This is a genomic window from Asanoa sp. WMMD1127 (assembly GCF_029626225.1).
Taxonomy (GTDB): Bacteria; Actinomycetota; Actinomycetes; order Mycobacteriales; family Micromonosporaceae; genus Asanoa.
The window spans coordinates 4386358-4407333 of the sequence record NZ_JARUBP010000001.1 but is presented as its reverse complement, the minus strand read 5'-3'; the positions used below and the strand labels follow the sequence as shown (position 1 = coordinate 4407333).

Annotated in this window: 22 protein-coding genes and 1 pseudogene; 12 read left to right on the top strand and 11 right to left on the bottom strand. The window is 72.7% G+C overall.

Annotated elements, in window-relative coordinates:
* Nucleotides 1-60 precede the first annotated feature (60 nt).
* From O7635_RS21050 to pcaD, 6 genes and pseudogenes are all read left to right on the top strand, one after another.
* Nucleotides 61-1014 carry a TIGR03557 family F420-dependent LLM class oxidoreductase gene (locus O7635_RS21050; protein WP_278082165.1) on the top strand — a complete coding sequence of 318 codons (954 nt, stop codon included), beginning with the start codon at nt 61-63 and terminating at the stop codon, nt 1012-1014.
* Nucleotides 1015-1053: 39 nt separating this feature from the next.
* A complete protein-coding gene (locus O7635_RS21045; RefSeq protein ID WP_278082164.1) occupies nt 1054-2694 on the top strand; it encodes a RecQ family ATP-dependent DNA helicase in 1641 nt (546 codons plus the stop codon).
* A 41-nt stretch (nt 2695-2735) separates the two neighbouring features.
* Entirely contained in the window at nt 2736-3239 is a 504-nt protein-coding gene (locus O7635_RS21040) for a hypothetical protein (RefSeq protein ID WP_278082163.1), read from the top strand.
* Between the two features lie 56 nt (nt 3240-3295).
* Entirely contained in the window at nt 3296-3586 is a 291-nt protein-coding gene (locus tag O7635_RS21035; protein WP_278082162.1) for a hypothetical protein, read from the top strand.
* Complete coding sequence (locus tag O7635_RS21030; RefSeq protein ID WP_278082161.1) at nt 3586-4575, top strand: NADPH:quinone reductase; 990 nt, start codon at nt 3586-3588, stop codon at nt 4573-4575. Before O7635_RS21035 ends, O7635_RS21030 begins: the two co-directional genes overlap by 1 nt.
* A 64-nt stretch (nt 4576-4639) precedes the next feature.
* Nucleotides 4640-5356 (top strand): annotated as a pseudogene (pcaD, locus tag O7635_RS21025) (3-oxoadipate enol-lactonase); the annotation flags it as partial.
* Here the strand turns inward: pcaD and O7635_RS21020 are convergent.
* Complete coding sequence (locus tag O7635_RS21020; RefSeq protein ID WP_278082160.1) at nt 5343-6572, bottom strand: glycoside hydrolase domain-containing protein; 1230 nt, start codon at nt 6570-6572, stop codon at nt 5343-5345. The pseudogene pcaD and the gene O7635_RS21020 overlap by 14 nt on opposite strands.
* Nucleotides 6573-6696: 124 nt before the next feature.
* On the opposite strand from O7635_RS21020, the gene O7635_RS21015 reads away from it, so the two are divergent.
* Nucleotides 6697-7317 (top strand): L-threonylcarbamoyladenylate synthase, encoded by a 621-nt coding sequence (locus O7635_RS21015; RefSeq protein WP_278082159.1) that lies wholly within the window; start codon nt 6697-6699, stop codon nt 7315-7317.
* 7 nt (nt 7318-7324) lie between these two features.
* Here O7635_RS21015 and O7635_RS21010 read toward each other — a convergent pair whose 3' ends face one another.
* Nucleotides 7325-8344: an alcohol dehydrogenase catalytic domain-containing protein gene (locus O7635_RS21010; protein ID WP_278082158.1), complete on the bottom strand. Its 1020-nt coding sequence runs from the start codon at nt 8342-8344 to the stop codon at nt 7325-7327.
* Nucleotides 8345-8495: 151 nt separating this feature from the next.
* Here O7635_RS21010 and O7635_RS21005 point away from each other — a divergent pair, with 151 nt between their 5' ends.
* The gene (locus O7635_RS21005; protein WP_278082157.1) at nt 8496-9308 is read left to right on the top strand and encodes a helix-turn-helix domain-containing protein; all 813 of its coding nucleotides are present in this window, start codon (nt 8496-8498) and stop codon (nt 9306-9308) included.
* 59 nt (nt 9309-9367) lie between these two features.
* Nucleotides 9368-10120, top strand: a complete 753-nt coding sequence (locus tag O7635_RS21000; RefSeq protein WP_278082156.1) for a LuxR C-terminal-related transcriptional regulator — start codon at nt 9368-9370, stop codon at nt 10118-10120.
* Here the strand turns inward: O7635_RS21000 and O7635_RS20995 are convergent.
* The 3 genes from O7635_RS20995 to O7635_RS20985 all read right to left on the bottom strand — a co-directional run bounded on the left by O7635_RS20995 (nt 10113) and on the right by O7635_RS20985 (nt 14158).
* Nucleotides 10113-10619: a hypothetical protein gene (locus O7635_RS20995; protein ID WP_278082155.1), complete on the bottom strand. Its 507-nt coding sequence runs from the start codon at nt 10617-10619 to the stop codon at nt 10113-10115. The two genes, O7635_RS21000 and O7635_RS20995, sit on opposite strands and share 8 nt — an antisense overlap.
* Nucleotides 10613-12838: a hypothetical protein gene (locus O7635_RS20990; RefSeq protein ID WP_278082154.1), complete on the bottom strand. Its 2226-nt coding sequence runs from the start codon at nt 12836-12838 to the stop codon at nt 10613-10615. Before O7635_RS20990 ends, O7635_RS20995 begins: the two co-directional genes overlap by 7 nt.
* Before the next feature lie 123 nt (nt 12839-12961).
* A complete protein-coding gene (locus O7635_RS20985; protein WP_278082153.1) occupies nt 12962-14158 on the bottom strand; it encodes a glycosyltransferase in 1197 nt (398 codons plus the stop codon).
* A gap of 251 nt (nt 14159-14409) precedes the next feature.
* Between O7635_RS20985 and O7635_RS20980 the strand changes: the two genes are divergently transcribed.
* From O7635_RS20980 to O7635_RS20970, 3 genes are all read left to right on the top strand, one after another.
* Complete coding sequence (locus O7635_RS20980) at nt 14410-15375, top strand: YihY/virulence factor BrkB family protein (protein ID WP_278082152.1); 966 nt, start codon at nt 14410-14412, stop codon at nt 15373-15375.
* Between the two features lie 66 nt (nt 15376-15441).
* Nucleotides 15442-15852 (top strand): DUF2795 domain-containing protein, encoded by a 411-nt coding sequence (locus tag O7635_RS20975; RefSeq protein WP_278082151.1) that lies wholly within the window; start codon nt 15442-15444, stop codon nt 15850-15852.
* A gap of 49 nt (nt 15853-15901) precedes the next feature.
* A complete protein-coding gene (locus O7635_RS20970; RefSeq protein WP_278082150.1) occupies nt 15902-16363 on the top strand; it encodes an SRPBCC family protein in 462 nt (153 codons plus the stop codon).
* A 47-nt stretch (nt 16364-16410) separates the two neighbouring features.
* Here O7635_RS20970 and O7635_RS20965 read toward each other — a convergent pair whose 3' ends face one another.
* The 6 genes from O7635_RS20965 to O7635_RS20940 all read right to left on the bottom strand — a co-directional run bounded on the left by O7635_RS20965 (nt 16411) and on the right by O7635_RS20940 (nt 20959).
* Nucleotides 16411-17181 carry an ABC transporter ATP-binding protein gene (locus tag O7635_RS20965; RefSeq protein ID WP_278082149.1) on the bottom strand — a complete coding sequence of 257 codons (771 nt, stop codon included), beginning with the start codon at nt 17179-17181 and terminating at the stop codon, nt 16411-16413.
* Nucleotides 17178-17939, bottom strand: a complete 762-nt coding sequence (gene cbiQ / locus O7635_RS20960) for a cobalt ECF transporter T component CbiQ (RefSeq protein ID WP_278082148.1) — start codon at nt 17937-17939, stop codon at nt 17178-17180. The genes O7635_RS20965 and cbiQ overlap by 4 nt, the downstream gene beginning before the upstream one ends.
* Nucleotides 17939-18319, bottom strand: a complete 381-nt coding sequence (locus tag O7635_RS20955) for a PDGLE domain-containing protein (RefSeq protein WP_278082147.1) — start codon at nt 18317-18319, stop codon at nt 17939-17941. Before O7635_RS20955 ends, cbiQ begins: the two co-directional genes overlap by 1 nt.
* Nucleotides 18316-19047, bottom strand: coding sequence for an energy-coupling factor ABC transporter permease (locus O7635_RS20950; protein ID WP_278082146.1), 732 nt, complete (start codon nt 19045-19047; stop codon nt 18316-18318). The genes O7635_RS20955 and O7635_RS20950 overlap by 4 nt, the downstream gene beginning before the upstream one ends.
* Nucleotides 19048-19273: 226 nt before the next feature.
* Entirely contained in the window at nt 19274-19768 is a 495-nt protein-coding gene (locus O7635_RS20945) for a TspO/MBR family protein (protein ID WP_278082145.1), read from the bottom strand.
* Between the two features lie 6 nt (nt 19769-19774).
* Nucleotides 19775-20959 carry an FAD-dependent oxidoreductase gene (locus O7635_RS20940; RefSeq protein ID WP_278082144.1) on the bottom strand — a complete coding sequence of 395 codons (1185 nt, stop codon included), beginning with the start codon at nt 20957-20959 and terminating at the stop codon, nt 19775-19777.
* Between the last annotated feature and the right edge of the window lie 17 nt (nt 20960-20976).

The window sequence follows — 20976 nt, the reverse complement described above, 5'->3', positions numbered from 1 at the left end:
CCGGCGCATCTTCAAGTAGCGGCCAGGGTTGACGCGACCGCGCGGGGGTACCGACCCGCCATGCGCATCGGATACTTCCTGTCCTCGGAGGAATACACCCCCGCGGAGCTGATCGCCCAGGCCAAGGCCGCGCAGAAGGCCGGCTTCCAGGCACTGTGGATCTCCGACCACTACCACCCCTGGGTCGACGCCCAGGGGCAGAGCCCGTTCGTCTGGTCGACGATCGGCGCGCTGAGCCAGGTCTGCACGCTGCCGGTGACCACGGCCGTGACGTGCCCGACGATCCGGATCCACCCCGCCGTGGTCGCGCAGGCCGCCGCGACCAGCGCCGTGCTGCACGAGGGCCGCTTCCGCCTCGGCGTCGGCAGCGGCGAGGCGCTCAACGAGCAGATCCTCGGCGACGACTGGCCCGAGGCCGACGTGCGCCTGGAGATGCTCGAGGAGGCCGTCGCCGTGATGCGCGAGCTGTGGCAGGGCGGCGTGGTCTCGCACCGCGGCCCCCACTACACGGTCCGCAACGCGCGCCTCTACACCCTGCCCGACAAGCCGCCACCGGTGTACGTGAGCGCGTTCGGCCCCAAGGCCGTCGAGCTCGCCGGGCGGATCGGCGACGGCTACGTCAGCACCATGCCCGACGGCGACCTCGTCAAGGCGTTCCGCGAGAACGGCGGCGGCGACAAGCCGGCCCAGGCGGGCTTCAAGGCGGCCTACGCCGACAGCGCGGAGGAGGGCGCGCGGATCGCGTTCGAGAAGTGGCCCAACGCCGCCGTGCCGGGCGAGCTCTCGCAGATCCTGCCGACGCCGAAGCACTTCGAGCAGGCGTCGCAGCTGGCCACCCAGGAGAAGGTGGCCGAGGCGTTCGTGTGCGGCAACGACGCGGGCGAGCACCTCGAGATGATCGACAGGTACGCGCAGGCGGGCTTCGACGAGATCTACGTGGCCAATACCGGCCCGCACTGGCAGGGGTTGATGGACCTCTACGAGTCGTCGGTGCTGCCGAAGCTGCGCCGGTAGCGTTTCGCGGTGCGGCGGCCCGGGTAGTCCGGCTCGGCGATGAAATCAACCATCACCTCCCTGCGCCTGCGCCGGGCCGCCCGTACCCTCTTCGGCTGGAAGACCCTGCGCCCCGGTCAGCTCGACGCGATGCGCGCGATCCTGCGCCACCACGACGTGCTGGCCATCATGCCCACCGGTGCCGGCAAGTCGGCGCTCTACCAGGTGCCGGCGACCCAGCTGCCCGGGCCGACCCTGGTCATCTCCCCCTTGCTCGCCCTGCAACAGGACCAGATCGGCGGCCTGGAACGGCGCGGCTCCGCCCCGCTCAAGGCCGTGCGCATCTCGTCGGCCGAGACGCCCAAGCAGCGCGAGGCCGCCCTGGAGGCCCTGCGCGACGGGCGGGCCGAGTTCCTGTTCATCACCCCGGAGCAGCTCGCCGACCCGGACCGGCTGGCCGCCGTCAAGGCGCTCAAGCCGTCGCTGGTCGCGGTCGACGAGGCGCACTGCATCTCGGCGTGGGGGCACGACTTCCGGCCGGACTACCTCGCGCTCGGCCACGTGATCAAGCAGCTCGGTCGCCCGCCCGTCGTGGCGCTGACCGCGACCGCGTCGCCGCCGGTGCGCGAGGACATCGTGGACCGGCTCGGCCTGGAGCGGCCGAAGCTGATCGTCACCGGCCTCGACCGGCCCAACCTCTTTCTCGAGGCCGCCAACTGCGCCACCGAGGACTACCGGTGGCGCCGCCTGCTGGCGCTGCTGGCGGAGGGCGAGACGCCGGGGATCGTCTACGTGCCGACCCGGCGCGCCGCCGAGGAGCTCGCGGAACGGCTCACCGCCGCCGGCCACGCGGCCGCGCACTACCACGGCGGGATGGCGGCCGGCGCGCGCGAGAAGCTGCACGAGGAGTTCCTCGCCGACAAGGTGCCGATCATGGTGGCCACGTCGGCGTTCGGGATGGGCATCGACAAGCCCAACATCCGCTGGGTCGCGCACGTCGCGCTGCCCGACTCGCCCGACAGCTATCTGCAGGAGATCGGCCGCGCCGGGCGCGACGGGCTGCCGGCCCGCACGCTGCTGCTGTGGCGGGCCGAGGACGAAGGGCTGCAGCGCTACTTCACCGGGGCGCCGCCCGCGGCCGAGGAGCTGCGTGACCTGGCCGCCGTGCTGCGCGCCGACGGCCCGTTGACCAAGAAGGCGCTGGGCGAGCGCACCGGCCTCGGCACCCGCAAGCTCGGCCAGCTGGTCGCCCTCCTGGAGCAGGTCGGCGGCGCGGTCACCCGATCGGGCGGCAAGGTCGCGAGCCCGCGGTACGCGCCACAACCGGCCGAGGTCGCCGCGCTCGCCGTGGCCGAGGCGGAGCGGCAGCAGAGCCTGCAGAAGTCCCGCACCGACATGATGCGGGGTTACGCGGAGGCCCGCGGCTGCCGCGGTCAGGCGCTGCTCGCGTACTTCGGCGAGAAGATGAACCACGTCTGCGGGCACTGCGACAACTGCGCGGCCGGCCGGGGCGAGCCGGACAACGGCGCCGTCGGCCCCTTCCCGGTCCACAGCACCGTCCGCCATGCCGAGTGGGGCAGCGGGCTGGTGATGGGCTACGAGGACGACAAGATGACGGTGCTGTTCGACGAGGTGGGCTACAAGACCCTGTCGGTGCCGGTCGTCTCCGAGCAGGGCCTGCTGGTCGCCGAGACCTCCTGACTACGCTGTAGCACTGTTATCCCACTGAAAGGTTGCGCGACGTGACTGACCTCCCGGTGTTCACCGAGTTCGGCTTCTCCGACGCGGAGTGGGGCCTGCTCGTGGGCCTGCCCCAGTCGGTGCTGACCGCCGCCAGCGCGGCCGAACACGACGGCACCCGCCGCACCCTGGCCGAGAACCACGCCGGCCTCGAGGCGATCGCCGAGGGCCGCGAGTCGGCGAGCCCGCTGGTCACCGCCGTCGCGGCGGAGCTGGTCACCCGCGTCGGCGACCCGGAGACCGGCGAGGAGCTGCCGGCCATCGAGCCGAGCGACCCGCAGGCGTACGCCGACGACGTGCTGGCCCGGGCCCGGGCGGCGGCCCAGCTGCTGACCGCCAAGGCCAGCGAGGGCGAGGCCGGCGCCTACAAGCACTGGCTCGTGACGATCGCCGAGCAGGTGGTCACGGCCGCCCCGTCCGGCGGCATCCTCGGCGTCGGTGGCGACGTGGTCACCGACTCGGAGCGGATCTTCCGCGACCGCCTCTCGGCCGTGCTCAACGACTGACGCTCCGGATGTAGTCCAAGTTTGTGACTATCACGAACCTGGACTACGTTGGGAGCATGACCACCGTAGAGATCACCCGCTTCCGGGCGGCCCGCGGCGAGGAGCTGCTGGCCGCCCGCCCGGCCATGCTGGGCGACTTCCAGTCCGATCGCGCCGGCTTCCTGGGCGCGCGGCTGGTCCGGCTGCCCGGCGACGAATGGCTCGACATCGTCGTCTGGCGCGCGCCGGAGGACTTCGCCGAGTCCCGCCGCCGCGGCGCCGACCGGCCCGGGATCCAGGCGTTCTTCGCGCTGATCGACGAGCTGGTCAGCAGTGAGGAAGGCACCACCGACGAGGCGGTGGCGTGATGCGGGCCGCGTGGTACGACCGGCAGGGGCCGGCCCGCGAGGTGCTCCAGGTCGGCGAGCTGCCCGACCCGACGCCAGGCGAGGGCGAGGTTCGGGTGCGGGTGTCCGTTTCCGGCATCCACGTCGGCGACATCGGCAAACGGCAGGGTTGGTGGGGCTCGACCATGCCGTTCCCCCGCGTCGTGCCGCACGGCGACGGCGCCGGCACCATCGACGCGGTCGGGCCGGGCGTCGACCCGGCTCGCGTCGGCGAGCGGGTCTGGGTCTACCTCGCCCAGTCCTACCGGCCGTTCGGCACCGCCGCCGACTACACGGTCGTCCCGGCCCACCACGCCGTCCCGTTGCCGGCCGCCGTGCCGGACGAGCAGGCCGCCGGGCTCGGCATCCCCGGCATCACCGGCCACCGGGCGATCTTCGCGGACGGCCCGGTCACCGGGCAGCGGATCGTCGTCACGGGCGGTCTCGGCGCGGTCGGCCGGGCCGCGATGGCCGTGGCCCGCCGGGGCGGTGCGACGGTGATCGCCACCGTGCGCAGCGCCGACCAGATCGACGAGGCGCTGGCGGCCGGGGCGCACCACGCCGTCGACACCGCCGGCGGCGACGTGGCCGCCCGCATCCTGGAAGCCACGGGCGGCGAGCCGGTCGACCGGGTGGCCGAGCTCGCGTTCGACGCCAACCTGGCCACCAACCTGGAGATCCTGCGCTACAACGGCGTCGTCGCCACCTACGCGACCCGCGACGCGCAGCCGCGGATCCCGTACTGGGAGCTGGGTTTCCGGAACATCACCATCCGGTTCCTCAGCAACGACGACTTCCCGGAAGCGGCCAACGAGGCCGCCGCGACGGACCTGACCGCGGCCCTGGTCGCCGGGGACCTGCGCTACCCGATCGAAGCCCGGCTGCCGCTGGCCGACATCGCGGAGGCGCACGAGCTGCTCGAGCGGGGTTCGGCCCGGGGGCGCGTCGTCCTGGACCTGCTAACGTCGTGAGCCCCGCTCGACTTTCAGGAGTCGGTGTTGCTCGCATACGAGACGGCCGGGCCGCCGGACGCGCCCCGTTCTGGTGCTGGGCAGCTCGCTCGGCACGACCCACGCGATGTGGGCGCCACAGGTGGCGGCGCTGCGGGACAGCTTCCGGATCGTGGCCTACGACCATCGCGGACACGGCGGCTCGCCGGTGCCGCCCGGGCCGTACGCGCTGGAGGAGTTGGGGCACGACGTGCTCGCGCTGCTCGACGACCTCGGGCTCGCGCGGGTCCACTACGCCGGGCTGTCACTGGGCGGCATGGTCGGGATGTGGCTCGCGGCCCACGCGCCCGAGCGGGTCGACCGGCTGGCGTTGCTGTGCACGGCGGCGCACCTGCCGCCCGCGTCCGGCTGGCACGAGCGGGCGGCTACCGTGCGGGCCCGTGGCATGGCAGCGGTCGCCGACGCGGTGGTGGCGCGTTGGTTCACGCCCGCCTGCGCGCCCGAGGTGGTGGCCGCGTTCACCGGCGCCCTGGTGGCGATCGACCCGGAGGGCTACGCCGGCTGCTGCGCGGCCATCGCCGGCATGGACCTGCGGCCGGTGCTCGGCCGGATCAGCGCGCCGACCCTGGTCGTCGCCGGCGACGCGGACCCGGCCACACCGGCCGCGCTGGCCTCGACCATTGTGGACGGTGTCGGTGGCGACGCGACGCTCGTCGTGGTGCCCGGCGCGGCACATCTGGCCAATGTGGAGCAGGCCGACCGGGTGACCGGCCTGCTCCGCGCCCATTTCACAGCCGGGTGAGCCGCACCGCGTCGGCGACGACGTAGCCGGTGCCGCTCGTCCAGCGGCTCACACCCACCTTGTTGCCGGCGCCGGCCGGGAGCGTGAAGACGCCCAGCGACACCCACTGGCCGCCGCCCACCCGCTGGTTGACGGTGACGGACTGGTTGCCGGTCGTGGTGGCCACGATGTACGGCGCCAGGTTGTTGTAGCCGGCGTCGGCCGGATACCAGACGTCGACGGCGTACGAGCCCGTGGCGGGCGTGGTGGCCGCGTACCAGGCGACGTCGCTCTGCGACACCGGGTTCGCGAAGCGGTAGTCGGCGCCGAACCGCTGAGCCGAGAACGCCGACGTGCCCCAGTTGGCGCTGGCGGTGAAGCCCGGCCCGGTGTTGTCGACCGTGACGCTCCACTCCTCCCCCGGCGGCGGGCCCGCCGCGTTGCTGACGTCGAGGTAGTTGCGGTCGATGTGGATGGTCACGCCGCCCCAGGTCTCGGTCACCTCACCGGCGTACTGGTGGAGGCGCTGGTGGTTGGCGTAGTAGTCGTCCGGGCAGTAGTTGCCCGCGTCGGTGTCCGCGACCCCGTTCCACCAGGCGATCCAGAGCTGGTCGAGCCGGGTGTAGGCCGGGTCGTGGTAGGCGTCGCAGACGTCGCGGATGCCGGACGAGCCGCTGGAGTACATGCCGGAGAGGTAGCCGCGGGTGTGCAGCCGCTGCGTCCAGCCCGACAGGAACGACAGCACCGCCGCCTTGCAGGACGCGTTGGTCGGGTAGTGCTCGATGTCGTTGTAGATGGTGCTGCCGGCCCCGATCCCCAGGGCGCGCGCGGCGTTCACGGCGCTGTCGGCGGCGGTGCCACCCTGGGTGCGGGCCGTGGCGGGATTGGCGGACATCTTCGGCGTACGCGTGCCGCACGGCGCCTGGTAGCCCAGCTCGATCGGGATCAGCCGCCACCCGTTGGCGACCTGGTTGGCGACCCAGGTGGCGGTGAGGTTCGGTTGTGCGCAGGACCGGCTGGCCCCGCTGATGTAGATCCCGACGGCGCGGTAGGGCGAACTGGCCCGCCAGGCGTTCATCGCCGACTGCGACGGCGCGGTGCAGGTGTCGAACCCGCGCCCGACGAACGTGCCGGGTTGCGGCGCCACGGCCGCCACCGCCGGCCCCGCCGCCGGCACCACCAACCACCCGACGGCGGCGACCACCAACCCCACCACCCGCGCGACGGTCCTGCGCATCAGCAAGCTCCTCACGAAGATTTCCTGCGCACCTCACACAAGAGTTGAAGATTTCTACCACACATCCATGGACGACGGTATATGTGATTCTTCACCCGCCCAGGTGAGGGGCTAGGCTGCCGCCGTGGCGAGGTACTTCGACGTGCATCCGGAGAACCCGGCGGCGCGGGCGGTCGGGCAGGTGGTCGGGCTGATCCGCGACGGCGGGCTGATCGTCTATCCCACCGACTCGCTCTACGCGTTCGGGTGCCGGCTCGGCAACGTCGAGGGCGTCGAGCGGATCCGCCGCGCCCGGCAGCTCGACGACCGCCACCACTTCACGCTCGTCTGCCGCGACTTCAGCCAGCTCGGCCAGTTCGTGCAGATCAACAACGCGCGGTTCCGGGCCGTGCGGGCCGCGACGCCGGGCAGCTACACGTTCATCCTCCCGGCGACCCGCGAGGTGCCGCGCCGGCTGCAGCACCCGCGCAAGCGCACGGTCGGTGTCCGCATCCCCGACCACGTCGTGGCGCAGGCGCTGCTCGCGGAGCTCGGCGAGCCGCTGGTGTCAAGCTCGCTGCTCCTGCCGGGCGACGAGGAACCGATGACCCAGGGCTGGGAGATCAAGGAACGCCTCGACCACACCGTGGACGCGGTCGTCGACGGCGGCGACTGCGGCACGGTCCCGACCACGGTGGTCGACTGGAGCGACGACGAGCCGGTCATCCTCCGCCACGGCGCCGGCGACCCGTCCCGGTTCGAGTGACCCCGGATCAATAGGTGACGACGCCGCGGAAGCGGAGCTGGCCGGCCAGCAGGCGCTGGTAGGCCTCGTCGACCTTCTCCTTCGGGAACACGTCGACCATCGGTGTGACGTCGCCGCGGGCGACGATTTCCAGCGCTTCCGCGAGGTATTCGGGGCTGTTGTGGGCCGAGCCGATCACCTGGAAGCTGTGGCTCGTCACCGCCAGCGCCGGCAGCGGGAAGGCGTCGTCGGCCGAGATGCCCATCAGGACCAGCTTGCCCCACGGGCGCAGGCCCGCGAGGGCGTCGACCGCGACCTCGTGCCGCGGCGACGTGTGCAGCAGCACGTCCGCGCCGCCTGCCGCCTCGAGCGCGGCACCGTCGGACACGACCTCGTCGGCGCCGAGCTCACGGGCGAGGTCGTGCTTGGCGGGCGAGTGGGTCAGTGCGGTGACGTGGTAGCCCGCCGCCTTGGCGAACTGGATGCCGAGATGGCCGACTCCGCCGATGCCCAGCACGGCGACCCGGGCGTCCGGCTTGGGGTCGGCCCGGCGCAGCGCCGCCCAGACCGTGTAGCCGGCGCAGACCGTGGGGGCCGCGTACTCGTAGGGAATGTCGTCGGGCAGCAGGATCGTGCCCTCCTCGTCGGCGGCGATGTACTCGGCCTGCCCGCCGTCGACGTTGACGCCGGTGAGCACCGGCGCCGCGCAGTGGTTGGCCGTGACGAAGCTGTAGGGGTGGCGCTCGCGGCAGAACGCGCACCGGCCACAGGCCTTCTGCGTGATCGGGAGGCCGACCCGGTCACCGACCCGGCGCGCCGTCACGCCTTCGCCCACGGCGACGACCTCGCCGACCCCCTCGTGGCCGAGCACCATGGGGAACGGCCGGAAGCTGAGCACACCCCGCGCGATCAGCGCGTCGGTGTAGCAGAGGCCGCAGGCATGGATCCGGACGAGCACCTGGTGCGGCCCGGCCGCGGGCATCGGCACGTCGCGCAGCTCCCATGGGGCGTCGACCTCGGGTACGACCGCTGCTTTCATCTCCTGCATCTCTCCGGCTCCTCTCTGTGCGGGTGCGGGACCTTGCCGGGATCTCTCCACGGCAGCACGCGCCGGGCGGGCGCGGAAGGGTGCCGGTGACCGGGGGTCCGCGTGACCGGGGGTCCGGTTGACCCACCCGAGAGAGTCGTATACTGGCGAAATGCCCGGTAACGAGGCATTGCGCGAGTTCCTGCGCGCGCGGCGGGCCCGTCTCACGCCGGACGAGGTCGGGATTCCCAACGGGCACAAGCCGCGGCGCGTCACCGGGCTGCGGCGCGAGGAGGTCGCCCAGCTCGTCGACGTCAGCGTCGACTACTACACGCGGCTGGAACAGGGCCGTGTCGCGCCGTCCGACGACATCCTGGTGCGGGTCGGTCACGCGCTGCGGCTCACCGCGGACGAACAGGCCCACCTGGTGACCCTGGTCCGCGGCACGCCCGGCCAGGGCGGGGCCGATCCCTATGAACTGCGCCCGCAGCTGCGCTGGATCCTCGACGCGATCCCTACCCCGGCGTTCGTGCTGGGCCGCTGCCTGTCCATCGTGGGCACCAACGCGGCGGCGCGCCGGCTGCTGGTCGACTTCGACGCGCGGCCCCCCGCGACCGCAACCACGCCCGCTGGGTTTTCCTCGACCCGCTGGCCCGCGAGCGTTACCTCGACTGGGACGCCGTGGCCCGCGACAACGTGGCGTCACTGCGCCGCCAGGTCGGCCTCTTCCCCCACCGACCCGGAGCTGTGCGCGCTGGTCGAGGAGCTGTCGGCCGCGTCGCCCGAGTTCGCGGGCTGGTGGTCGGCGCACGACGTGGTGCAGCACCGCTGGGGACACAAGCGCTACCGGCATCCGGAGGTCGGCGACATCACCGTGACCTACGAGGCGTTCCCGGTCTCCGGCACCGACGACCAGATCTTCTACGTCTACGGCACCGAGCCGGGATCCGCGTCCGCCGCGGCGATGGAGCGGCTGCTGACGTAAAGCCGACCGCTGTCCAATCGGCGACCGGTGATCGCCGGGCCGGTTCCTATCGTCCGGCCGTGACCATTCTGCGGACGGCGGACGATCGGGCATGGGTGCGGGCCGTGGCGGCCGAGGTGGGCGCGCTGCGCGGCCGGCCGCTGGCCGACGCCGCCATTGCCGCGATCGGTGCGCGCCTGCACACCGACCTCGCCACCTATGCCGAGCTCGACCTGGGAACTTTGCGCCTGCCGGACCTCGCCGCCGACCGCCCGGTCGACCGCGCGCTGGTGCGGCAGATGCACGACCAGCTCACCGCCCACCCGCTCTTCGCGGCCACCGTGCGCGGGTCGCATCCCTTCCCCGGCCCACCGTTGCAGGTCACCGACGTGTTGCCGGAGCGCCGGTGGCGGCAGCACGCCCTTTACCGCGAGATCCTGGCGCCGCAGGGCATCGGCCTGCACACCGTCGCCCTGGTGGTCGGTTCGCCGCCGGTGCTGCGGTTCTATCAGTTCAACCGCGACCGGGCCTTCGACGGGCGCGAGATGGACCTGCTCGAGCGGCTGCAGCCGGCGCTGATCGCCGTGCACCGCCGGACCTCGCTGCCGGGCGGCAACCCGTTGACCGGACGGGAGGCCGAGGTGGTCCGCGCCATCGCCGACGGGCTGACGGTGCCGGCCGCCGCGCGTCGACTGGGGCTGGCCGAAGGCACCGTGCGCAAGCACCTGGAGAACGTGCACCGCAAGCTGGGCACCTCCGGGCCGGTCGCCACCGTCATGCGGGCGGTGGAGCTCGGCATCGTGGAGGTGCCCAGCCAGCGGGCGGCTAACTGAACGCGCAGGGCAGCCGCTTGCCCTGGCACGCCTGGATCAGCGAGCCCACGTCGACCGTCCCTATGCGACGCCGGTCGAGGATCACCTCCAGCGTGGTGGCCGTGTCCACCACGGGCAGGTCGACCACCACGTCGGCCGCCTCGAGCCGCAGCGTGCCGTGCGCCTTCTGCTTGACGTTGTACGTGCGCAGCGCCAGCGGATCGTCCAGGGCCAGCACGTCGAGCACGGCGCCGGCGCTGTCGCGCAGCCGCAGCACGAACGGCCCGTCGGAGCCGCGCAACGACGAGGTGAAGCCGCGGTCGATCTCCATCAGCGTGGGCGTCACGCCGCCCTTGTCGAGGCGCAGCCCGAGCCGCAGGTGGCTGCCCTGCGTCGGGTCGGTCCAATCGACCGTCGGGGCCGGCTGAACCGGCGCGGCCGAGGCCGCGATGGCGCCGCCCGCCAGCGCCGGCACCGCCAGCACCGCCGCCACGAGCAGCCGGAGACGTCGGCTCAGCATTGTGCCCTCCCGCACTTCGCGAAGGCCGCCTCGGCCGCCCGCAGGTCGTCCGCCCGTTCGACGGTGTTGTCGATCATCACGTCCATGCCGGTGGTGTCGCTGCGCCACCAGCCCGTACGCGTGGTGCCGTCGGTGATCTCGTTGCAGGTGCTCGCGTCGGAGCCGTCGCGCTGACAGTCCGAAAGGGAGCTGTAGGTGTTGATCCCGGCGCCGTACCAGTAGCCGCCGTCGCAGCAGTACTCGTCGCCCTCGTGGTAGGCGTCGTGGTGGAACTCGTGCCAGCCCACGGTCGGCGAGTCGGCGGTGAAGATGTTGCCGGACGCGTTGTCGCGACAGTTGACGGTGTGCAGGATGCCGTTCGCCTCGGCGAAGCTGACCGGGCCGAACGGGCCGCGCCGGCACAGCGCGTCGCTGTCGGCGCTGACGGTGATCTCGACGGGCACGTTCTGCACCCAGATCCCGACCTCCGACCAGTGCGTCGCGATGGAGCTCGGGAAGACGCGTCCGCGTAGGCCGAGCAACTGCCACGCGTTGTCGTCGACGGCGTTGCCGAACTGCCGCGCGCCGGTCAGCGTCGAGGTGTCGTAACCGGTGCCGGGCGCGTAGGCCACGTCCAGCGTCCGGTTGAGCGGCCGCGTGTCGACCCGCCCGTCCTTGTCGACCTCGGCCGGCACGCTCGCCCGCCACAACGGCACCAGCGTCACCTCCGGACCCTCCGACGGCTCGGGCGGGTTCAGGTCGGTGATCCGCCAGTCCGCGGTCGCCGTGCGCTGGTCGGGCACGCCGTCGGCCTCACTCGCGGTGATCCGGTAGGCCACCGCCTCGCCGGCCAGGATGTCCGCCGGAATCACCGCCTGGCACTCGCTGGCCTGCACGCAGGTCTTGACGACCCGCGCCGCCAGTGGCACCGGACGACCCACCCAGCCGGCCGGGCTCATCTCCACCGTGATCCGCGCCGCCGGCCGGGCGCCGTGGTCGGCCGCGACGACCTTGGCCCGGATCGAGGTGCCGGGCACCGCCTGCGGGTTGACCGCGGGCACGCCCGGCTCGGCCAGCGCGTACACCTCGAGGCCGGTCTGCGGGTTGACCGCGCTGGTGACCAGCGAGACCGGCGTGAAGGCCCGGCCGTCGTCGGCGTTGCCCTGCAGGACATAGGTGTACGAGCCGGGGATGGCCCAGGTGCCGTCGGCGTGCCGGCCGTTCCAGGAGAAGCCGAGCGCGCCCGCGGCCCGGCGCTGGTCCGCGGTGCGGAACACCTCCGTGCCGGCCCGCTGCACCACCATCCGGAAGGTGCCGGCGGCCGAGGCGACGGCGTTCACCGTGATCGGACCGCTGCGGTACTGCCAGCCGGACGCCGGCTGGCTGGCCATGTTGGTGAAGACCAGACCGACCCGCTGGATCACCCGGGCCTGGGTGGTCTTCGCCGAGGCCGCGTTGGTCGGGTCGACGACGGTGATCGTGTAGGCGCCGACGGGCGCGTAGGTGCCGTCCGACCACCGGCCGTCCCAGGTGATGGTGAAGTTGCTCCCCTGGAACGGCGCCTGGTAGTAGACGAAGCCCGCGCCGGTCGCCTGCGACGTGATGGTGAACCGCAACGCCGACGGCACCGACAGCGTCCCGCCGATCGTCAGCGTCTCGCCCAGGCGCGGGTCGAACTCGCGTGGCGCCCCGGTCGGCGGCGGCGACGAGATGCCGATGGTGGTCGGCCGCGCGGTGACGCTGACCGTGAAGACGGCGCGCGACGGCCCGCCGCTCGTGGTCCACGTCGACGAGCCGCCCGCGCCGCCGACCAGGCTGGTGGTCGCCCAGTCCTTGGCCGGGCCCGGGTTCAGATCGGCCTGCTCGCGGCTGCCGCCCTCTGTCGAGTCGTCCTCCCAGAGCTCGAAGGAGACCCGGAAGTCGCCCGTCACCGTGCGAGCCGAACAGATCGTGTTGGGCGTCGTGATGTCCGCGCCGGGGGGCGCCGGCAACGCCATCTCACACCGCTGCTGCTGCCCGTTGTCCTGCGTGATGATCGCGACCCCGAACAGCTCCACCGGGTCGCAGAAGACCAACCAGACCCGGTCGAGGCACTCGGTGGTGTGCATCTCGTCGGCCACCACCGTGACCGTGGATCCGTAGCTCGCGGCCGCCGGAGCGGCCGGCACGGCGGCCCCCACCGCCGCCGCGACCACCGTGGCGAGCGCGACCGCCAGCAGCGACCGCACCCGTCTGCGCATGCGCTTCACGCACAATCCCCCCTCGTACGCCGAACCCACAGCGGGATCGGCGGGGATAACTGTGCGGAGCGGGCGGGCGCCGGCGCGATACGCGGATGCGCGTACCGTCCGTGCCGCGGATGGTCAGGCGACGGCGCCGCTGGGCCGGGTGCGCAGGCCGGACAGGGCCGTGTAGACGCCCGAGAGCTGGCCGGCCACGCGCTTCCAGGAGTAGACCTGGCGGGCCCGGTCGATCGCCGCGGTGGCGTAGGCCAGGTGGCGGACCGGGTCGCCGAGCAGGCGGCGGATGGCGGTGCCCAGGGCGCGGGGGTCGCGGGGCGGGACCAGGTCGCCGGTCAGGCCCTCGACCACGGTTTCCGCGATGCCGCCGACGGCCGTGCCGATCACCGGGACGCCGCAGGCCATGGCCTCCAGCGGGCTCAGGCCGAACGGCTCGTACCAGGGCGCCGCGACCAGCAGGTCGGCCGACCGGTACCAGAGCGGCATCTCCCGGCGCGGCACGCCGCCGACCAGGTGGACCCGGTCGCCGACGTCGAAGCGGTCGGCCAGCTCGCGCAGCTCGCGCGCGCCCGGGTCGCCGTCGAGGGCGTCCGCCGGCGGCCCGCCGACGACGACGGCCTCGGCGTCGGGGACGAGGCGCAGGGCGGAGATCACGTCCTGGTGGCCCTTGCGCTCGGTCAGCGCGCCCACCGAGAGCACCCGGCGGCGGGGACCGCGCTCCTTGGCCGGCCCCTCGGGGTGGAACAGGTCGTCGTCGACCCCGCCGGGGATCAGCACCAGACGGGACCGGGGCACGCCCATCCGGACCAGCTCGCGCAGCTCGTCCTGGCTCTGCGCGACGACCCGGTCGACCGCGCGACCGAGCACCCGCTCGTAGCCGGGCCGCTGCGGCGGGCCCGCGAAGACGTTGTTGCGCCGGGCCGCGGACCCGAGCTCGTGGTAGGACTGCACGACCGGCACCCCGGTCTGCCGCCCGGCCGTGACCGCGGCGAGCCCGCTGGTCCAGAAGTGCGCGTGGGCCACCGTCGGGGTCCAGCCGTCACCGCGCCACCGGTCGACGAGCCATCGCGAGAAATCCTTGGTGTACGGAAGCAGCTCCGCGTCCGGGAGTGGCTTGGCGGGGCCGGCCGGCACCCGGACCACCGGCACGCCCGCCTCGGTGACGTCGCCGCCACCCTCGCCGATCCGGCGCGTGTAGACGCGTACCTCGTGACCCGCGGCCGCGAGCGCCGCGGACAGGTCGCCCACGTACGCGCCACGACCGCCGGCCCACGCCCCGTCGGACGGGTCCGCGTTCTCGGAGATCATCGCGATGCGCATGCGTTCATCCTCCCGCGCCGAACCGGCGAACCCGTCTAAGTCTGGCGTTCCCGGCGATTCAACTCGTGATTCGGACCTCGCCAGGGCTGAGAGCTTCCCGGTCAGCGCCGTGCTAAACCTCACCTGTCCCGTATGTCCCAGAGCACACCGGTCCCGGGTTTGTCGGGCAATAGCCCTGGGTACGGAGGTGCCCGCTCGTAGTGACGCCCCATCGGGCCAGGTGCCGGGGGCCGGCGTGAAGGGGCGGACGCATGGCGACCACGGCCGGTGTCGACTTCGATCGCGCGGCCCTGCCGCGCCGGATCCGGCAGCTCAACTGGCGCACCTGGCGCGGCGTGCTGGTCCGCGCCGGCAAGGGCTTCGTCAAGGACAACTGCTCGGACTGGGCGGCCAGCCTCACCTACTACACGGTGCTGGCGCTGTTCCCGTCCGCCATCGTGGTGGTGGCCCTGGTCAACCTGGTCTCCAAGGGCGACCAGACGGTCAACACCGTGGTCGGCCTGCTACGCGACATGGGCGCGTCCTCGCTGGTCGACAACCAGGGCGTGGTCGACGCGATCGAGGGCGTGGTCAGCCAGAAGAGCGCGGCCGGCGTGCTGCTGAGCTTCGGCCTGCTGACCGCGATCTGGTCGGCCTCCGGCTACGTGGGCGGCTTCACCCGGGCCTCCAACGCGATCTACGGGGTCGAGGAGGGCCGGCCGATCTGGAAGCTGCGCCCGCTGCAGATCCTGCTCACCATGGCCGCCCTCGTCCTGCTGGCGCTCGTCGCCCTCATGCTGATCGTCAGCGGCCCGGTCACCACCGTGCTCGGGGAGCGGCTGGGCCTCGGCGAGGCCCCGCGGCTGGCCTGGACCGTGGCCAAGTGGCCGGTGCTCGTGCTGATCGCCATGCTGCTGCTCGCGCTGCTGTTCTGGATCGCGCCCAACGTGCGGCAGCCCCGGTTCCGCTGGCTCACCGTCGGCGGCTTCATCACCCTGCTGGCGGTGGGGCTCGCGTCGTTCGGCTTCGGCCTCTACGTGGCCAACTTCGGCTCCTACGACAAGACGTACGGCAGCCTCGGCGCCGTGATCGCGTTCCTGGTCTGGGTCTACCTGGTCAACTCCGCGGTCATGTTCGGCGTGGAGGTCAACGCCGAGGTGCAGCGCGGCCGGGAGCTACAGGCCGGGGCCGACCACGTCGACGACCCGGTGCTGCCGCCGCGCGAGCCGGCCGACTGAGACCACTGCGACGGTTGGTTCGGCTGGGCCGGTTTAGGCACCTAGCCCAGGGGTAGCACAAAACGCATGGAACGGGGCAACGCAAAACACAGTCCACGTGTCGACGACGAGCTCGCACACGAGGTCGACGGCATCGTCAAGGGCACCGCCGGTGGCCGGGTCGAGGAGTTCCGCGAACCCGAGCCGGCCGGTGAGGACCAACCGGAGGCCAGCGTGGTTCCGGAAGGCGACGACCGCGGTGGCGTGCCGCAGGGCATGACGCCGGAAGAGGTCGAGCTGCGCAGCCGGTTCGGTCGGTTCATCAACCGATCCGCGCTGCCGGGCGACCGCGACCGGCTCCGCCGCGACGCCGAGCAGAACGAGGCGCCCGACGACGTGCTCGCCGAGATCGACCGGCTCCCGTCCGGAGTCCAGTTCCAGACGGTGTCCGAGGCCTGGGCCGCGCTCGGACACCACAACGAGACGCAACGCTGGTGACCGCGCGCCCAGGCGCGAGATCCGGCTGACAGAGGAGGTATCAAGCCACATGGGTGGCGTGACCAAGTCCGTCGACGTCGCGGTGCCGGTTCGGACCGCGTACAACCAATGGACCCAGTTCGAAGAGTTCCCCCGCTTCATGGAGGGGGTCCAGGAGATCCGTCAGATCGACGACCGCACCACGCACTGGAAGACCGAGATCGCCGGGGTGAAACGGGAGTTCGACGCCCAGATCACCGAGCAACTGCCGGACGAGCGGGTCGCGTGGACGTCGATCGGCGGCACGAAGCAGTCCGGCGTCGTGACCTTCCACCGGCTCGACGCCGAGCACACCCGCGTCACCGCGCAGATGGAGTTCGAGCCGGACGGCATGCTCGAGAAGGCCGGCGAGAAGCTCCACGTGGTCGACCGCCGGGTCGAGGGTGACCTCAAGCGGTTCAAGGAGTTCATCGAGAGCCGTGGCACGGAGACCGGTGGCTGGCGGGGTGAAGTGGACCGCCCGGTGCCGTAGACCGGCCTGATTCGGATGGGGAGCCTGCGCGCGCAGGCTCCCCATTCTCATGCTCTGGCGGCCGTGTGCGCCGGGTCGAAACCGAACGGCAGCTCGAGGCGGTGGCCGCGCATCAGCTCCGCGTCGCTCAGCAGGTCGGCCGTCCGCCCGTCGGCGGCGATCCGGCCGCCGTCGAGGATCACCGAGCGGGGGCACAGCTCCAGCGCGTACGGCAGGTCGTGCGTCACCATCAGCACGGTGACCGGCAGCGACCGCAGGATCTCGGCCAGCTCCCGCCGGCTCGCCGGGTCCAGGTTGGACGACGGCTCGTCGAGGACCAGGATCTCCGGGCGCATCGCGAGCACGGTCGCCACGGCGACCCGCCGGCGCTGGCCGAACGAGAGGTGGTGCGGCACCTGGTCGCGGTGCGCGCTCATGCCGACGGCGGCCAGCGCCTCGTCGACCCGCTCGCGCAGCGCGTCGCCCTTGAGCCCGAGGTTGGCCGGGCCGAAGCCGACGTCCTCCGCCACGGTCGGCATGAACAGCTGGTCGTCCGGGTCCTGGAAGACGATGCCGACCCGGCGCCGGATCTCGGCGATGCCGGCCCGGTCGGTCGGGTCGACGGTGAGCCCGGCCACGTCGACGGTGCCGCCGCCGGAGCCGGAGCCCGGGTGCAGGATTCCGTTGAGGTGCAGCACCAGGGTCGTCTTGCCGGCGCCGTTGGGCCCCAGCAGCGCCACCCGCTCCCCCGCCCCGACGGTCAGGTCGACGCCGTGCAGCACCTCGCGCCCGTCGGGATAGGCGAAGCGCAGGTCCGTGATGGTCAACGACGCAGTCATGACAGCACCGCCGCGAGGGCGATCGCGCCGGCGGCGATCGGGAGGGTGGCCGAGCGGGCCCAGTCGGCGGTCGTGGCGGCCGCGCCGTCGGGGCGCGGGAGCCGGCCGCTGTAGCCGCGGGCGACCATGGCCAGGTAGACCCGCTCGCCGCGCTCGTAGGACCGGATGAACAGGGCGCCCACGCCCACCGCGAACGCCTTGACCTGCCACAGGAAGCGCGGGTCATAGCCGCGGGAGAGGCGCGCTACGCGCATCCGGCGGGCGTCGTCGGCGAGGATGTCGAGGTATCGGAGCATGAACGTCGCGATCTGGGTGAAGACCTGCGGGCAGCGTAGCCGGTCGAGCCCGAGGATCAGGTCGCGGGCCGTCGTGGTCGCGGCCAGCAGGAGCGAGGCCAGCACGCCCAGGGTGCCCTTGGCGAAGATGTTCCAGGCGCCGTGCAGCCCGTCGATCGACAGTGACATCCCCAGCCAGTGCACCCGCTCGCCGTGCCCCGCGAACGGCAGGGCGACGGCGAGCAGCACGAACGGCAGCTCGATCGTCGCCCGCTTGGCCAGCCACAGCGGCGGGACCTTGGCCAGGACCAGCACCCCCACGAGCAGCACCAGGTAGCCGGCGAAGGCCAGGAACCGCTCGCGAGGGGTGAGCACGACGACAATCGTGAACAGCAGGGTCGCGACGATCTTCACCTCGGCCGGCAGCCGGTGGACCGGGCTGTCGTGGTCGAGGTGCAGCGGGTGGGCGTGCCCCGCACCCATCAGGCGCCCGTCACTCCAGAGGTCGCGTCGCTCTTGTCCTGGTCGTTGCCGCGGCGGCGGACCAGCCAGAAGACGCCACCGCCGATCGCGAAGGTGACCGCCACGCCGAGGACGCCGGACAGGCCGGTCGACAGGAACTCGTTGTCGATGCCCCTGATGCCGTAGTCGGCCAGCGGGCTGTCCTTGAGCTGGTGGTCCTGCTCCTGCTGGGCCATGCAGGTGCCGCCGGTGATGTTGTCGTCGGCGTCGAACGTGCAGCCCTCGCGGGCGGCGGCGTCCAGGCCGTCGGGGCTCGACGAGGCGAAGCTGGAGACGACGCCCGCGAGCAGGGCGGCGACCAGCAGGCCGCCGGCGATGAACCAACCGAGTCGCTTCCTCATGCCGCACCTCCGGCGGTCTGGGCCGGGGCCGGCGCGGACGGCCGGGCGGCCGGCTGGGTGGAGCGGCGGAACCGGCGCAGCGCGTAGACCAGGTCGGGCCGGACCCGGGCGACGGTGGCGACCGTGACCGCCGCGATGATGCCCTCGCCGATGCCGATCAGCAGGTGCGCGCCGAACATCGAGCCGGCGATCGTGGCGAGCGAGAGCTGGGTGGTGCCGCCGAGCGCGTACTCGAGCACGAAGGCCTGCGACGCGACGACGACGCTGACGACCGACGCGACGAACGCGGTGATCGCCACGCCCCGGGCCGTCTTCGGCAGCACCCGGAGCAGGCCGGCGACGAGCAGGTAGCCGGCCGCCGTACCGATGATCGCCATGTTGGTGATGTTGAGGCCGAGCGCGGTCAGGCCGCCGTCGGCGAACAGCAGGCACTGGATGATCAGCACGGTCGCCACGCAGAGCGCGCCGACCCAGGGGCCGACCAGCACCACGGCGAGCGCGCCGCCGAGCAGGTGGCCGGAGACGCCCGGCAGCACCTGGAAGTTGAGCATCTGGACCGCGAAGATGAACGCCGCGACCAGGCCCGCCATGGGCGCCAGCCGGTCGTCGAGATCGGCCCGTCCCCGCCACACGCAGATCGCCAGCGCCGCCGCCGCGATGGCGGCGAAGATCGCCGACACCTGGGCGTTGACGATGCCGTTGGCGATGTGCATCGCCACACCGTTCATGGACCCCTCCCCGAGGCGCACGAGCCGCCAGGTCCGCCGTGGTCACGGGTCGTGGCGGCAAAGTCGCCGGTAGCATATTGCGCCGATCCGGCTATTGCATAGTGTTGGCAACAAGGACCGGCGGGGGTCAGTCCACCACGGGCTCGCGATCATGGTCAACTGGCGCCGCCGACGGTTGGATCACACGAAATCAGCTGTTCACGCGGCGGACGCGGGGCCGTCCACGTCAGGCGTTGAGGCGCCAGATGGCGAGGTTGAGGGCGGCGGCGTAGGTGACCCAGGCCCAGTAGGGGACGAGCAGCCAGGCGGCGCCGCGGTGCACGCGGTGGAACAGGACCACCGTGGCGCCGATCGCCACCCAGAGCAGGCAGATGTCGAGGAAGGCGAGCCCGTAGCGGCCGGCGCCGAAGAACAGCGGGGTCCAGACGGCGTTGAGCACGAGTTGGCCGACCCAGAACCGCAGCGGCAGGCCGAACCCCGCCCGCTGCCAGGCCAGCCACGCGGCGACCGCGATCGTCGCGTAGAGCACCGTCCACACGGGACCGAAGACGGCCGACGGCGGCGCCCAGGCCGGCTGCTCCAGCTGCTGGTACTCCGCCGTCGTGCCGGAGACACCGAGACCGCCGATCGCCGCCGCGACGGTGACCGCGAACGCGAACCCCAGCAGGGCCCACCAGCGGTGCGGGGCGGGCCGGCCGCGGTCGTACGTCAGGCTCGTCATGTCCGGTCAGTACCCGGCCGGTGGGCCGGCTAACGTGCCGCGGTTGCGGCGGCCCCCGGTCGTGGCCAGGATCCGGGGCGGCAGGGCCAGCCGCCGGGACAGCCCGAACGTCGGGATGGGGCTGCTGCTGACCGTCTCCTTGTAGCGGACGGCCAGCCGGCCCGTGATGAACCAGCGCCGCGGTGTGTCGTCGCCGAAGGTGAACTGGATGACGGCGTCCTTGCGGCCCAGGCTGACGGGCTGGTGCACGTAGCCGAACCGGAACGGCCGGCCCGCCTTTCCCCGGAGGGCGCGCGCGATGTTGGCGGCGGCGTGGGCGGCGCTCGGGATGCCGCTCTGGCAGGTGCCGTGCATGACGCCGTACGCCTGCCTGATCGCGGCGGCGTCGCCGACGGCCCAGACCTCCGGGTGCGAGACCGACCGCAGCGTCGGGTCGGTGACGATGCGCCCGGTCGCGTCGGTGGCGATCCCGGCCCGCGTGGCCAGGGGCGCCACCGACACGCCGGTGGTCCAGAGGCAGCCGTCGGCGGCCACGAACTCGCCGTCGTCGAGCTCCACCCCGTCGGGCAGCACCTTGGTCACGGTCACGCCCGACCGGACGGTGATGCCGAGCCGCTCCAACGCGCCCATGAGGTACGCGTGCGCCTTCGGGCCCATCATCTCCGCGGGCTCGCCCCGGCTCAGCAGCGTGACCCGGACGTCGGGGTGGGACTCGGCGATCTCGGTCGCTGCTTCGATGCCGGTGAGGCCGGCCCCGCAGACCAGGAAGCTGCGGCTGGCCGTCAGGTGGTCGGCCATCCGCCGCGCCGTGTCCGGATCGTTGAGCGTGAAGGCGTGCTCGGTCGCGCCGGGCACGCGGCTGGTGTCGGTGGTGCTGCCGACGGCGTACACCAGGATGTCGTACGGGATGGGGCTGTCCATGGTGGACACCGTGGCGGTCCGGGCGGCGGTGTCGATGCCGGTCACCCAGCCCTGGACGAAGGTCACCCGGGTGTCGCGCACGAGGTCGGCGATGCGGTGGGCGGCGAGCCGCTGGCCGGTCGCGGTCTGGTGCATCCGCAGCCGCTCGGTGAACGTGTCCCACGGGTTCACCAGGGTGACCCGGGCCTTCGTCCGCCTGGCCACGCCGAGGGCGGTGAGCACGCCGGTGTAGCCGGCGCCGATGACGAGTACCTGCTTCGTGTCGGTCATGCCCCCCGGACGGGGCG